Origin of the sequence: Hymenobacter sp. BT491 (genome assembly GCF_014349165.1) — a bacterium.
GTDB lineage: Bacteria > Bacteroidota > Bacteroidia > Cytophagales > Hymenobacteraceae > Hymenobacter > Hymenobacter jejuensis.
Genome location: NZ_JACSJJ010000002.1, coordinates 545,939 through 560,467 on the forward strand (window position 1 = coordinate 545,939; position 14,529 = coordinate 560,467).

Annotated in this window: 9 protein-coding genes; 7 read left to right on the plus strand and 2 right to left on the minus strand. The window is 56.5% G+C overall.

Annotated features, from left to right (window positions below; all coding sequences use genetic code 11):
• Positions 1-51: 51 nt before the first annotated feature.
• Together H9I52_RS08130 and H9I52_RS08135 are read right to left on the minus strand one after the other, a co-directional pair.
• On the minus strand, positions 52-1,368 hold the full coding sequence (locus H9I52_RS08130) for a family 1 glycosylhydrolase (protein WP_187453455.1): 1,317 nt from the start codon (positions 1,366-1,368) through the stop codon (positions 52-54).
• A gap of 164 nt (positions 1,369-1,532) precedes the next feature.
• Complete coding sequence (locus H9I52_RS08135; protein ID WP_187453456.1) at positions 1,533-2,591, minus strand: LacI family DNA-binding transcriptional regulator; 1,059 nt, start codon at positions 2,589-2,591, stop codon at positions 1,533-1,535.
• 337 nt (positions 2,592-2,928) lie between these two features.
• Between H9I52_RS08135 and H9I52_RS08140 the strand changes: the two genes are divergently transcribed.
• The 7 genes from H9I52_RS08140 (at position 2,929) to H9I52_RS08170 (ending at position 14,493) form a co-directional block, all read left to right on the plus strand.
• Complete coding sequence (locus H9I52_RS08140; RefSeq protein ID WP_139516883.1) at positions 2,929-5,997, plus strand: SusC/RagA family TonB-linked outer membrane protein; 3,069 nt, start codon at positions 2,929-2,931, stop codon at positions 5,995-5,997.
• A 29-nt stretch (positions 5,998-6,026) separates the two neighbouring features.
• Complete coding sequence (locus tag H9I52_RS08145) at positions 6,027-7,448, plus strand: RagB/SusD family nutrient uptake outer membrane protein (RefSeq protein WP_187453457.1); 1,422 nt, start codon at positions 6,027-6,029, stop codon at positions 7,446-7,448.
• Between the two features lie 5 nt (positions 7,449-7,453).
• Positions 7,454-8,650, plus strand: a complete 1,197-nt coding sequence (locus H9I52_RS08150; RefSeq protein ID WP_187453458.1) for an alginate lyase family protein — start codon at positions 7,454-7,456, stop codon at positions 8,648-8,650.
• 60 nt (positions 8,651-8,710) lie between these two features.
• Positions 8,711-9,907: a glycoside hydrolase family 88 protein gene (locus tag H9I52_RS08155; RefSeq protein ID WP_187453459.1), complete on the plus strand. Its 1,197-nt coding sequence runs from the start codon at positions 8,711-8,713 to the stop codon at positions 9,905-9,907.
• A 5-nt stretch (positions 9,908-9,912) separates the two neighbouring features.
• A complete protein-coding gene (locus H9I52_RS08160; protein WP_187453460.1) occupies positions 9,913-10,728 on the plus strand; it encodes an SDR family oxidoreductase in 816 nt (271 codons plus the stop codon).
• Between the two features lie 20 nt (positions 10,729-10,748).
• Positions 10,749-11,921, plus strand: a complete 1,173-nt coding sequence (gene uxuA / locus H9I52_RS08165) for a mannonate dehydratase (RefSeq protein ID WP_222940437.1) — start codon at positions 10,749-10,751, stop codon at positions 11,919-11,921.
• Between the two features lie 106 nt (positions 11,922-12,027).
• On the plus strand, positions 12,028-14,493 hold the full coding sequence (locus H9I52_RS08170) for a glycoside hydrolase family 2 TIM barrel-domain containing protein (protein WP_222940438.1): 2,466 nt from the start codon (positions 12,028-12,030) through the stop codon (positions 14,491-14,493).
• The last annotated feature ends 36 nt before the right edge of the window (positions 14,494-14,529 follow it).

Genomic DNA, 14,529 nt, shown 5'->3' on the forward strand with positions numbered 1-14,529 from the left:
TTGCCCCCGGAAGATTATCAGATGTTAGATAAATTATTGGCTATAAGCCGCTTATGGTTCGACCGACGCTACATTGGCTGGTGCCGTCGAGTGGTCTTCCTGAGCTTTTTGGGCTTGGTCTTGTTTTTCCTGCGCCCATTCTTCGTTGCTTTCGCTGGGCATGATGATGGGCACTTGCAGGCACACGCTTTGAGCCGGCAACACCTGCCGCCAGTCCTTGATCAACTGCTTATAGGCTTCCCCAACGGGCCGAATTTTACGGTCTAAGTCGAAGAGCCCCAAGGGATTGACCTTGCCGTTGTTTTCGCGCAGCGCCGTATCCCAATCTACCTGATCGGTGAGGGAGTACCATGTAAAGCCCACGATGGGCACACCGTCGTTGCGTACGCGTAGTACATTGGCCCATTCTTTCCAGAGCCAATTTACGGCCTCGTCGCCGCAGGGACCCTGCCACAAGTTGGTTTCGGTGTGCATGACGGGCAGCCGGTAGCGGTCGTGGTATTGGCGCGTAATAACGTGATAGCCAAATACTTCGCCTGCAGCGCGGGTGGTACCGTCGGCGCACACGCGGTGCTCGTTGGTGCGGTAGTAGTCGTTGCCCATGATGCACTGGTGCTTGAGGTTATTGCGCAAAAAGAAATGGTATTCTGCCCGCGTCATGCCGTTGTCCATCAGGTATTCATACATCTCCGAATCGACGCGGCGGCCGTAGTTTAGGTCGAGCGACAAAAACCGGCGGGAGTTCATCAGCTCCGCCGGGTGAATGGCGGCCGGGTTTTCGGCGTGAAAATATTCCGACGATTCGCTCTGGATAAAGATGGAATCGGGGCGCATTTTGGCAATGGCACGCATAGCCAACACGTTGGCTTTCACAATATTCTTGAGTGCCGTTACAAAGCTCTGGTCGGAGTGGAGCTGCTCGTTCCACCACCCAAACAACGCCGAAAACTCCGCGCAGATGTACATCTCATTGACAGGTGTGTAGAGTTGTACCCACGGGTAGCGCTTCGCAAAATCGCAGGCGTACCCCGCGAACAGGACCGGAAAATCGGGATTCTGGAAATTGCCAATCCAATCGGGCACCCCGAAGTGGCACAGATCCACGATGGGCACGATGTCGCGCCGACGCAGGTCGTTGAAGGTTTTGTCCGCAAAAGTCCAGTCGTATTTGCCGGGTCCCAGAAACGTGGTGTGAATAGGCGGGCCGTAGCGCAGAAACGAAATGCCCAACTCCTGCACCAGGTCGAAATCGGTGCGCCAGTGTTCGTAATGGCCGCATTTTTCCATCTCATCCACGCGGACTTTGCCGCCCTGAATCGTGGGATTGCTGTTTTCGATGCCCGTGGCAAAGAGGAATTGAGGTGTCATATCGAAAGGGACTTCGTCGGAATATTCCCTTTCTACGGTCGCGGTTCTGGTTTCGCTGCATCCTCGCGTCTGCTGGCCCATAAATTAATACGGGCACTTCATCCGTCTGCCGCCTAGGGCCTCCTGTGCAGGGTTTGCTACCGCCGTGGGCCAATGCTAACCGCTTAGCTGGCCTCGGTAGGTTGATTAGCTGTAGGAGTTGGTTTGTAAGCAACTGTGGTAGAGCCCCTTACGATAAGCTCCGATTTCAGCTCGACGCTGTGACTTGGCAAAACCGGTCTGTTTTTGGTGATGGCCTGAAACAGGATTTTGGCGGCCTCCTTGCCAATGTCGTAGGCAGGTTGGGTGATGGTAGTGAGAGACGGGCCCAGCAACGCCGCAATTTCCAGGTTGGAAAAGCTGATGATTTTAATGTCTTGTGGAATAGAGAGTTGCAAATCCTGGCAGGCTTGGTAGCTACTCATGGCAAGGCTTTCTACCGAAGCAAAAAGACCGTCGATATCCGGCCGGCGCTGCAACAATGCCTTGATGAGGGCCACGTTCTGCTCGTGCTCGTTGCCGCCGTTCACTACAAGGTCGGCGTCGGCGGCCAAGCCGTGATCGCGCAAGGCATCGAGGTAGCCTTGCATGCGTTTCTGGCCAATGGATAAGTTGCTGGATACCAATAAGTAAGCTATCGATCGGCAGCCCACCGAAATCAGGTGCTCCGTGGCCTTATAGCCGCTGTCGTAGTCGTCGGTGGTTACGTTGGCGGTGGCAATCTCTTCGCACACCCGATCGAAGAAAACGAGAGGTACGTTCTTGGTTTTCAGGATGTCGAGGTGCGAAAAGTCCAGGCTTTCGCTGGCCACCGACATCAAAATGCCGTCGGCGCGGCCGCTGGCCAAATGTTGGGCAATGGACAGCTCGCGGCTGTAGTCGTCGTGGGTGAGGTAGATGAGTACATGGTAGCCGTTGTGGCGGGCGATCTCCTCTATGCCGTTGATTGCCAGCGAGAAAAAGTTGTTAGCAACCTCTGGGATGACTACCCCAATGGTTTTGCTGCGCTGCCGCCGCAAGCTGCTGGCGTACGGATTGGGCTCATAATTAAGCTGTTGCGCCAGTGCGCGCACCCGATCTTTGGTTTCCTGCGAGACTTCGTAGCTATCGCTCAAAGCCCTGGATACGGTAGAAATGGACAGGTTTAATTCCTGCGCAAGCCTTTTCAGATTGACGGAAGCCATAACGATGATGCGAAGAAGTACTCCAAAAGCCTACTCTGGTTGAGATGGGTCAAGTAAAGCATTATCCCAGTTGAATCTAGCTTCCGTACAACGCCAGCTTCTTTTGTGCGGCCTGTTTTGGGCGAACTATCGCAAGGTTAGGCAAAAACTTGCTTTTACAACTCCTGTTTTACCCAAGAATAGTTATAAAAATATTAGTTTAGGACAAAAAATACAGCCCGCAAACGTCTTCGCAAACGTTTTCGTAAAAAAACACTTCGGTTTCGCATTTCACCAAGTTGAGTTTCCTGTACTTGCCATCCAAAACCTATAATTAATAGAGTTAATAGGATCGGCTATGAACAGAATTCGCCTCTTTTTGATGCTACTCGCATCCGTAATTGCCCTGACCGCGCAAGGGCAGACCCGACAAGTGACAGGCAGGGTATTTAGCGGCACCGATAAGTCGCCGCTACCTGGCGTCTCGGTAGTGTTAAAAGGAACGACAACGGCCACGGCCACTGACAACGACGGCAAGTTTACGCTTGCCGTTCCTGCTTCCGGCGATGGGGTGCTGGTGTTCTCATCCATTGGGTACGATGCCACGGAAGCCCGCCTCGGCAGTGGCTCGACGGTAGACGTGACGCTGAAAGAAAAAACCACAGCCCTGAATGATGTGGTGGTGGTTGGGTACGGTACCCAGCGCAAGCGCGACGTAACCGGCTCCGTGGCCTCGGTCACGGCCGAGCAGGTGGCCGAAACGCCTATCGCGCGGGCCGACCAGATTTTGCAGGGCCGCGTGAGCGGCGTGCAGGTGACGCAAACCAACTCGGAGCCGGGCGGCAACGTCTCGATCCGGATTCGGGGTACCAACTCTATTAACTCCGGTAACGAGCCGCTGTTTGTGGTAGACGGCTTTCCGGGCGCCGGCGATCTCAACTCCATCAACCCCAGCGATATCGAATCGATTGAGGTACTGAAAGATGCCTCGGCTACAGCCATTTACGGCAGCCGCGGCGCCAATGGCGTTGTGATTATTACCACCAAAAAAGGCAAGGCCGGAAAGAACACCATCAGCTTTGAGGCTTATACCGGCATCAGCAACGTGCGCAAAAAGTACGATCTGATGAACGCGCCGCAGTTTGCCAGCTACCTGAACGATGTTCAGACGCTCAACAACCTGGAAAACAAGACGACCACGGCGCTGCCCTACACCCAGCAGCAGATTGCCGCCATGGATAAAGGCACCGATTGGCAGGATGCCATTTTTCGGCAGGGCCGGATGAGCAACTACCAACTGGGCTTTAACGGCGGAAACGAAGACACACGCTACAACCTGAGCTTCAACTACTTCGATCAGCAGGGCATCATTCTGAACTCCGGCTTCCAGCGCGGCTCGGTGCGCCTAAACCTGGATAAGAAGGTGAGCAACAAGATCAACGTTACATTTTCGAGCCAGATTTCCCGCACGCTCCAGAAGATCACGTCGGTGAACACCAACGGCGGCAGCAACGGCGGCGTGGTGCTGGATGCCTTGCGTTTCAGCCCCATTCAGCCCGTGAAGGATGCCAACGGCGATTATACTTTCCAGAACCAGCCGCTGCCGGCCGTCGAAATTGCCGGCAACCCGGTTGCCTACGCCAAAGGTTCGCGCGACAACCTGACCACCTTGCGGGGCTTGCTCAACTTGGCTGGCGAATACCAAATCATTGAAGGTCTGAAGCTGCGGATCGCGGCGGGCGCCGACTTGTTCAACAACCAGCGCAATCAGTACATCCCGTCCACGGTGTATGTGGGCCAAAACACGAACGGTTCGGCCACGAAAGCTTCGGTAAACAACTACAGCTGGCTCAATGAAAATACGCTGACTTACGACCGCAAGCTCAACGAAAACAATGCCCTGAACGTGGTCGCGGGTCTGACCTTCCAGCAGTTTGTAAACGAGAACTACAGTGCTTCGGCTAATAACTTCTTTACCAACGCATTAGGAAGCGACAACATTGGCATCGGGGCCAATGTGCTGACGCCGGTTTCGGGCAAGAATGCCAACACGCTGGCTTCGTATTTCGGGCGCGTCAACTACCGCCTGTTTGAGCGCTACCTGTTCACGTTCACGATGCGTGCCGACGGCTCCTCGCGTTTCGGGCCTAACAATAAGTGGGGCTATTTCCCTTCGGCGGCCTTTGCGTATCGCGTTATTGATGAGCCATTTATGCAGGGCATCACCAGCATCAGCGACCTGAAGCTGCGGGCTAGCTATGGCATCACCGGCAACCAGGAAATCGGCTCTTATCAGTCGCTGGGTCGCTACGGCCTGAATGCTTACACCTCGGGCACCACGCGCTTGGTGGGCTTGTCGGCTTCCAACATCCCAAACCCCGACCTGAGCTGGGAATCAACGGCCGCTTCCGACTTTGGCGTTGACATCGCCTTTCTGAAAAATCGGATCAGCGTAACGGCCGATTACTACTTCAAAAAGACCAAGGATCTGCTATTGCAGGTGTCCGTTCCGCAGACTTCGGGCTTCTCCAACATTCTGCAAAACGCGGGCAGTGTGCAGAATAAAGGCTTCGAGTTTTCGCTGAACACGGTAAACTTCGACAGCAAGAAATTCTCCTGGAACACCAACCTCAACTTCTCGCTCAATCGCAACAAAGTCCTCGACCTAAACGGTGAATTCCAGCGCTTTGTGGGCCAGTCGAGCACCAGCATTTTCCCCGGCGCCACGGGCGCTACCAGCGTACTGCGCGTCGGCGAGCCGATCGGTTCGTTCTTCGGCTACCAATTCTTGGGCATCTGGCAAACGCCAGAGGAGATCACCGCCAGCGGCATCACCAACGTGGTGCGCCCCGGCGACCCACGCTACGCCGACCTGAACGGGGACAAGAAGATTGACGCCAACGACCGCACCATCATCGGGCGGGCCCAGCCGAAGTTTATTTACGGCATCACCAACGGCTTCAATTTCGGGCCCGTAGGGCTGAACATCTTCATTCAGGGCGTGCAGGGTTCGGACGTGCTGAACCTAAACCGCTACGAACTGGAATCGGGCTTTACGACGACCAATAAGCTGGCAACGGTGGTAAATCGCTGGACCGGCCCCGGCACCAGCAACACCATTCCGAAGGCCAACAGCGTGGTGCGCCGCAACACTGGCATTACCAGCGACATCGTAGAGAACGGCAGCTTCGTGCGCCTGAAAACGGCCACCATCTCCTTTAAGCTGCCGCTGCCCGAAACCGTAACGGGTACCGTGAAATCGGCCAGCATCTACGTGACCGGCCAGAACCTGATCACGATTACCAAATACTCCGGCTACGACCCCGAAGTCAACTCGTTTGGCAACTCCGGCTTGAGCCTAAACACCGACTATAACGCCTTCCCGAGCACCCGCACATTCATTGCTGGTGTGAAGATCGGATTCTAATAACTAGCTAAGTATCAATCTTTACTGACATGAAAAAGAAGATCATTCTTCTCGGCATATGTTCGCTTGGGCTTTTCTCTTCCTGCGAGAAATTTCTGGAGGAAAAGCCCTATGATTTCCTGACGGGTACCAACTTTTACCAAAACGAAAGCGACGCCATTGCTGGCCTCAACGGCGTGTTCAGCACGATGCAGGCCCAGACGCACTACGGCCGCACGGTGTGGCTGGTCACGGAGCTGCCCGGCGAATACATGGCCGTAGTGGGCGCCACCACCGGCGACCGTGCCGAGCTTAGCCGCTATTCCTACACCGCTAACAACGGCGAGATAACGTTCTGGTGGGTAAATACTTACCGCATGATCAGTAGGGCCAACGACGTGATCGAGAAGGTGCCGCCCATCAGCATGGACGAGGCCCGCAAAAACAACATTCTGGGCAATGCCTACTTCCTGCGCGCGCTGGGTTACTTTGAACTGGTGCGTAGCTTCGGCGATGTCCCCCTGATTTTGAACCCCGTGAAGGGGCCCAACGACGACCTGCGGCCGGCCCGTACGGCCAAGGCGCAGGTATATGAGCAAATCATTGCCGACCTGAAATTCGCGGAAACGAACTGCCTGAAAGAGAACCAGATCGTAGCGGGCAACAAAGGCCGCGTTTCCAGCGGTGCGGCGGCGGCCATGTTGGCCAAAGTCTACCTGACCCGCGGCAGCTCTGCCGATGCCAAAAGCACTGACAACCAAGACGCTTTGGCGGCCTGCAACCGCGTAATCGACTCCAACCTGTACAGCTTGTCGCCGGTGTATGGCGACGTGTTTTTGCCGGACAAGGAAAACGGCCCGGAGCATATTTTCTCCGTGCAGTTCGACCTGCCGCCGAACGTCGGCAACATCATCGTGCGGCAAAACCTGCCGGCGGCGCTGGGCGGTTTTGCTTCGTTTACGGCCGAAGATTCCTTCGTGAATTCCTACGTCCCGAACGATGTGCGCAAAGACTGGAATCTGAGCAACAAAGCTGGTACCGCTACGCTGCCCCAGTATTACTTCAACAAGTTCCGCGACGACCGCCGCATCGGCAACGACTCGCGCGTTAACTGGCTCATCACCCGCTTTGCCGACGTGCTCCTGATGCAATCAGAAGCGTTGAATAACCTGAATGCGGGCGATGTTACTAAGTACCAGGGCATCAATAAGGTACGGGCGCGGGCCGGCGTGGCGCCGCTGCCTCTGACGGCTACAAGCAAAGACGCTTTCGTGGATCTGTTGGTGAAGGAGCGGGCTTGGGAGCTCTGCGACGAAGGCCACCGCCGCTACGACCTGATCCGGCTGAACCGCCTGAAGCAGATCGAGAAAGCCACGTTCAACCGCGACATCGACGACAACCACTTGCTGTTCCCGATTCCGCAATCCGAAATCGTGCTCAACTCCAATCTGACACAAAATCCTGGTTTCTAATGCGGATGCGCGGAATACGAAAGCTTGGCTGGGTGGTGGTACTGCTGTTGCAGGCCGTTGCGATGGCAGGGTATGCCGCCCCCGCAAGCCCGTTTCTGCTGCTTGAAGCCTCGCAAATGGCCGCTTACAAAGCGGCTTATGCAAAGGGTAGTCCCTCGGAGGTAAAGCAAGTGAAGGCGCTCATAACGGAAGCTGATAAAGTGTTAAGTGCTGGTCCTTACGCAGTTACTTTCAAAGTGCAATCGCCGCCCAGCGGCAACAAACACGATTACATGTCGCAGGCTCCGTACTGGTGGCCCGACCCCACCAAGCCCGACAGAAAACCCTACGTCCAGAAGGACGGCTTGAAAAACCCGGAATCGACTAACCTGAAGGACAGCGAGAGCCTGACGAAAGTCTGCGAGGGCGTAAAGGCCTTAGGGCTAGCGTATTATTTTACCGGCGAAGAAAAATACGCTGCGCGCGCTAGCAAGCTGCTCCGCGTGTTTTTTCTGGATGCCGACACCCGGATGAACCCAAATCTGAATTTTGGGCAAGGCATTCCGGGCATGGCGGAGGGGCGCAGCTACGGCATCATCGAAAGCCGGCATCTGACGGAAATTCCGGATGCCTTGGCCCTTATGAACGGCGCCAAAAGCAGCGATGCCAACCTGGTAAGCGGCCTGAAAAGCTGGTATAAACAGTTCACGCAATGGCTACTGACCAGCCAGATCGGGCGTGAGGAAGGCAACAATAAAAATAACCACGGTACATTTTACGATGTGCAAGTGGTTGATTATCTGTTATTTACAGGTGATAAAGCTCAGGCAAAGCAACACCTTGAAAAACAGACTATTCCGCGGTTGGCTTCGCAGATAGAGCCCGATGGCTCGCAGCCGTTGGAGCTAGCCCGCACCCGGCCCTGGAACTACACCACCATGAATTTGCAGGGCTGGGTAGAACTGGCCTTGCTTGCCCCGAAGGCCGGCGTGGATTTGTGGCACTATGCAACCTCCGACGGCCGCGGCTTGCGTCAGGCCGTAGCATGGTTTCGGCCTTATCTGCTGCAGCAAAAACAGATGGAGCGACCGGACGTTGCGCCTACGAACAATAACACCATTCTGGCTCTCTACAACCACGCCGGCCACGTTTATCCGGAGCTGGAAGTCGCCAAAGTATTCGCCCTTTATCCCGATTACGTCAGAGTTCCCTGGGCCTTCTGACCCGCGACTAACCTTCCGTTGAGCGCCGCTTAGCCGAGGGCTCGTTTCTGTTTGTTGCCTATGATTCAGACTTTCAAACCTGCGCTAGTGCTGTTGTTGCTATTGCTTTCGGGCGAAGCGTTGTTTGCTCAGCCGACAACAAGCGGGGTGCCGGTCGAGCGCGTTGTTGCGCTGGCAGAAAAGCAGTATCTGGCTTATCTCCAGCACTATCCGGATAGCACCCAGCACCCCCGCAGCACAAAAGAAGACGGCTCGATTCTGCTGACTTCTTCACGCAACTGGACCAGCGGCTTTTTCGCCGGCAGCCTGTGGTACGTGGCCCGCTTCACGGGGCAAGAGGCCTGGCGCCGCCGCGCCGCCGCCTGGACCGAAACGCTGGAACCCGAAAAAAACGTGACCACCACCCACGATTTGGGCTTTATCCTGTACTCGTCGTACGGGCAGGGCTTCCAGCAAACGCACAACCCTAAGTATCGGGACGTGCTGTTGCAGGCCTCGACTACGTTGTCGCGGCGCTTCAGTCCGGTGGTGGGCGCCATTCGTTCCTGGGATTTTCCGCAGTATTCGTACCCCGTGATCGTCGACAACCTCATGAACCTGGAAATGCTGCTGTGGGCGTCGAAGGCGAGCGGGGATTCTACCTTTGCTCATATCGCTAAATCGCACGCTAACACCGACTTGCGCTACCGGTTTCGGAAGGACAACAGCAGCTACCATGTACTGGATTTTGACCCGGCCACCGGCAAGCTGCTCCGGCAAATGACCCATCAGGGCTTTGCCGATAACTCGTGCTGGGCGCGCGGGCAGGGATGGGCTATTTATGGGTACACGATGCTCTACCGCGAAACCGGCAACCCCCAATACTTGCAGGCAGCCACCCGCGCGGCCGATTATTTCATTAAGCAGACCAACAAAATCGCCGACCACATTCCCTATTGGGATTTCAACGATACCGCCATTCCGCAGGTGCCGCGCGATGCTTCGGCCGCGGCTGTAGCGGCATCCGGAATGTTGGAGTTGAGCAAGTACGCTAAGGGAGGAAAGAAGTATTATAGCGCTGCGGTTGCAATGCTAACCAGCTTGTGCTCCGATACATACCTAGCCGCGCCCGGCACCAATAATTACTTTCTCCTCAAGCACAGCACCGGTAACAAACCCTCCAAATCGGAAGTAGATGCCCCCTTGGCGTACGCCGATTACTACTTCCTGGAAGCGCTGTGGCGCTACAAAAGCTACTCGACTCTAACCCTTAAGTAAGTATCATGAACGACAGCTTTTCCTTGCGCGAGAAAGTAATCGTGGTGACCGGTGGCACGGGCATCCTGGGCGATTCGTTTGTCAACGGCATTGTGGCCGCGGGCGGAGCCGTGGGCATTTTGGGCCGCAACGCCGAGGTCGCCCACGCGCGGGCCGACGCCATTACCCGCCAAGGGGGCCGGGCGGTGGCCTTGGTCGCCGATGTGTTGCAGGAAGCCGAGTTGGTGGCCGCCCGCGAGCTGCTGCTCAGCACCTTCGGCCGGATTGATGGGCTGGTCAACGGGGCCGGCGGCAACGCGCCCGACGGCGTGCTAGACCCGGCCGAAGACGTGTTCAAGCTGAACATTGCCGGCATGCAGCGGGTGATGAACCTGAACCTGTGGGGCACGATTATCCCCACGCAGGTCTTCGGGCCGGCCCTGGCCGCGTCGGGCAAGGGCAGCATCGTGAACATCTCGTCCATGAACTCAAAGCGCGCCATCACCAAGGTACTGGGCTACAACATGGGCAAGGCCGCCGTAGATTGCTACACCCAGTGGTTTGCCGTGGAAATGGCCAATCGCTACGGCGACAAGCTGCGCATGAACGCCTTGGCCCCGGGCTTCTTCCTCACCGAACAGAACCGCAACCTGCTCACCACGCCGGAAGGCGGCTTCACGCCGCGCGGGGAACTGGTCATTCGCCAGACGCCCTTCAAGCGCTTTGGCCAGCCCGACGAGCTGCAAGGGGCGTTGGTGTGGCTCCTCAGCGACGCCTCGCAATTTGTGACCGGCTCGATGATCTGCGTTGACGGTGGATTCTCCATTTTTGGGGGTGTTTAACCTAATCTAAAGCAAAAAATATGGCGTATTCCATGCAGCAAACCATGCGCTGGTTTGGCCCCAACGACCCCGTGAGCCTGTCAGATATCCGGCAGGCCGGGTGCGGCGGCGTCGTGACCGCCCTGCACCACATCCCGAATGGCGTGATATGGTCGGTAGCGGAAATCCAGCGGCGAAAAGCAGAAATTGAAGCGGCCGGCCTGCTCTGGAGCGTGGTGGAAAGCGTGCCGGTGCACGAAGCCATCAAAACTCAAAGTTCTGGTTTTGAGACATATATAGAAAACTACCAGCAGAGCCTGCGCAACCTGGCAAGCTGTGGTATCTACGTCGTTACCTACAACTTCATGCCGGTGCTCGACTGGACGCGCACCGACCTGAGCTACACTGTGGCCGATGGCTCGAAGGCGCTACGGTTCGAGCGGGCGGCTTTTGTAGCGTTCGACACGCTGCTCCTGAAGCGGCACCATGCCGAGCAGGAATACACTGCCGAAGAGCTAGCCGTGGCAAAGGCCCGCTTCGAGGCCATGAGCGAGGCGGACAAGCTGCAACTTCAGCGCAACATCATTGCCGGGTTGCCAGGCAGCGAAGAAAGCTTCACGCTCCAGCAGTTTCAGCAGGCGCTCGACGCTTACGATGGAATCGACGCGACTAAGCTTCAGGCCAACCTGATTTATTTTCTACAGCAAGTGGTGCCGGTGGCCGAGGAAGTGGGCGTGAAGCTGGTCATTCATCCCGATGATCCGCCGTACCCAATTCTGGGGTTGCCGCGGGTAGTAAGCACCGCCGCCCACGTGCAGGCGCTGTTCGTCGCCGTGCCTTCTCCGAGCAACGGCCTGTGCTTCTGCACCGGCTCCTTCGGCGTGCGGCCCGACAACGATTTGCCGGCAATGGTGCGGCAGTTTGCCGAGCGCATCAACTTCGTGCATCTGCGCAGCACCCGTCGCAACGAGCAGGGCGATTTCTACGAAGACAACCACCTGGAAGGCGACGTAGACATGCATGGCGTGGTGCGGGAGTTGCTCGGCGTCATGCAGCAACGCGGCCTGGCCATCCCGATGCGGCCCGACCACGGCCACCAAATGCTTGACGATCTGCACAAAAAGACCAATCCGGGCTACTCCGGCATCGGCCGCCTGCGGGGCTTAGCCGAGTTGCGCGGGCTGGAAATGGGCATTCAAAAGAGCCTGTTTTAGACTCTTGACGCCCATCAACTTAAGAACGCCGATCCTGCTGAGCGCAGTCGAAGCAGGATCGGCGTTTTACAAGAGCTTTCAAAGTGAAAACGGAATTATTATCGCATTGACACATAGAAGGTTACTGCTGCTTTGGCTGGGTTTGGTGCTGAGCATTTCGACTGCGTTTGGCCAGCAGCGAACCCGGCTAAACGACGACTGGGAATTCGTCCGGCAGGACTTGGGCGGCGTATGGGAAGCGGTGCGCCCCGTGGTAGCGGGCAACCCCGAAAGCGTGCCGCTGTGGCAAAAAGTGACGCTGCCCCATTGTTTTAACGCGCGCGACGCCGTCGATCCGGACGTGAATTACTACCAGGGCCCGGGCTGGTACCGCACCCAACTCACGGTGCAAAACCCCTACGCCAACGGCCGCACGCTGCTGCATTTTGAAGGCGCCGGCCAGAAAACCGAGGTCTACATTTACACCACCAAAGTCGGGAGACACGTGGGCGGTTACGACGAGTGGACCGTGGACATCACACAGGCCGTGGCCGATTTTCAGAAAACGGAGGCTTACAAAACGCAGTTCAAGGGCAAAATTCCGCTTTCCATTCGCAGCGATAATTCCCGCGATTTGGAAATGATCCCTTCTGATCTGTCGGATTTCAACGTCTACGGCGGCATTTATCGCTACCTGAATCTGGTGTATGTGCCGACGCTTTCGCTGGAAAGAATAGCGGCCAAAGCCGAAGTAGATAAAGCCGGAAAACAGGGCCAACTCACGATCAAAGCAACTTTCTTTAACCCCAACCAGCTGGCCAAAGCCGAAATCAACGTGCGAATTCTCGACCCCAGAGGCAAGCAGGTTGAGAGGTATCAGGCTGGTGTGGCGGTAAAAGCAGGGAAGCAGGAGCTTCATGCCTTTCGGGTCAAAAACCCGCAGCTGTGGTCGCCGGACAAGCCAAATCTGTACACAGTGCAGGTGACGGTGAAAGCCGGCTCCGATGCATATGTACAGACCGAAAAAGTAGGTTTTCGGCACATCGAATTTGTTGAAAAAGGGCCGTTTCTGCTCAACGGCAAGCGCCTGCTGTTGCGCGGCACCCACCGCCACGAAGACCACGCCGGCGTGGCCGCCGCCATGACCGAGCCGATGATTCGGCAGGAAATGCGCATGATGAAGGAAATGGGCGTCAACTTCATCCGGTTGGGCCATTACCAGCAATCGCGTATTGTTTTGCAACTGTGTGATAGTCTGGGGATTACGGTATGGGAGGAAATTCCGTGGTGCCGGGGCGGCTTGGGCGGAGAGGTGTACCAGAGCCAGGCCAAGCGCATGCTCACCAACATGATTGAGCAGCACTACAACCACCCGGCGGTCATCATCTGGGGCTTGGGCAACGAGAACGACTGGCCCGGCGATTTTCCGGAGTTTGATAAGGAGAAAATCCGCACGTTCATGAAGGAATTGAACGCGCTTTCGCACCAGCTCGATGCTTCGCGCTACACGGCCATTCGCCGCTGCGATTTCTGCAAGGATATCCCCGATGTGTATTCGCCCTCGATCTGGGCGGGCTGGTACCGCGGCATCTACACCGAGTACAAAGAAGTGACAGAGAAGGAGTTTCAGGGCGTGAAGCGCTTTCTGCACGTCGAGTGGGGCGGCGACAGCCACGCCGGCCGACACTCCGAAAACCCCGACAATGCTTTGGCCAAAATCAGCCGGGGGCAGGGCGCCGACGAGCGCTCCGGCGACGCGTCGCTGTTTGGCGGCAGCGCGCGCGTATCGAAAGACGGCGACTGGAGCGAAAGCTACCTCTGCAACCTCGTCGATTGGCACCTGAAGGAGCAAGAAACCATGCCCTGGCTCAGCGGCACGGCGTATTGGCCCTTCAAGGATTTCTCGACGCCTGTTCGCCCCGACAATCCCATACCGTACATGAACCAGAAGGGCGTGATCGAGCGCGATTTCACCAAAAAAGAAGCGTATTACGTCTTTCAGTCGTACTGGACCACCACGCCGATGGCGCACATCTACGGGCACTCATGGCCGGTGCGTTGGGGCGAGGCCGGCGAGCAGAAGATGGTGAAAGTGTACTCGAATTGCGAGCAGGCTGAGCTGTTTGTCAATGGCAAAAGCTACGGCGTGAAAAAGCGCAACAGCCAGGATTTCCCGGCGGCGGGCCTGCGGTGGCTGGTGACCTTCGATAACGCGGGCGAAAACACCATTAAAGTGGTAGCCCGCCAGGGCAAAACGGTGGTGCAGGACGAGATTCGGCAGCGCTACCAAACCGCCAAATGGAGCAAACCCGCCAAGCTCATTCTGGAGAAAACAGCTGAGCAAAATGGCCTCGCCACGGTGCAGGTGAAGCTACTCGATGCCCATGGCGTGCAGTGCCTAGATGCCGTCAATTGGGTGAGCTTTTCGCTCAGCGGCGACGGACAACTGCTAGACGACTTAGGCACGTCGTCGGGCTCGCGCAAGGTGCAGGTCTACAACGGGCGAGCCGTTATTCGAATGAAAACCAACGGCGGCAAAAGCGTGGTCGGCGTGCAGTCGGAGGGGATGGCTACGGCCTTGCTGCCCCTCTAGAGAAATCCGGTTTCTTGATTAGTTTGCGCAGGTATA

Coding starts and splice junctions, on each gene's coding strand:
- H9I52_RS08155 (WP_187453459.1), top strand. CDS start 8,711: ATGATTCAGACTTTCAAACCTGCGCTAGTGCTGTTGTTGCTATTGCTT.
- H9I52_RS08150 (WP_187453458.1), top strand. CDS start 7,454: ATGCGCGGAATACGAAAGCTTGGCTGGGTGGTGGTACTGCTGTTGCAG.
- uxuA (WP_222940437.1), top strand. CDS start 10,749: ATGGCGTATTCCATGCAGCAAACCATGCGCTGGTTTGGCCCCAACGAC.
- H9I52_RS08145 (WP_187453457.1), top strand. CDS start 6,027: ATGAAAAAGAAGATCATTCTTCTCGGCATATGTTCGCTTGGGCTTTTC.
- H9I52_RS08135 (WP_187453456.1), bottom strand. CDS start 2,591: ATGGCTTCCGTCAATCTGAAAAGGCTTGCGCAGGAATTAAACCTGTCC.
- H9I52_RS08130 (WP_187453455.1), bottom strand. CDS start 1,368: ATGACACCTCAATTCCTCTTTGCCACGGGCATCGAAAACAGCAATCCC.
- H9I52_RS08160 (WP_187453460.1), top strand. CDS start 9,913: ATGAACGACAGCTTTTCCTTGCGCGAGAAAGTAATCGTGGTGACCGGT.
- H9I52_RS08140 (WP_139516883.1), top strand. CDS start 2,929: ATGAACAGAATTCGCCTCTTTTTGATGCTACTCGCATCCGTAATTGCC.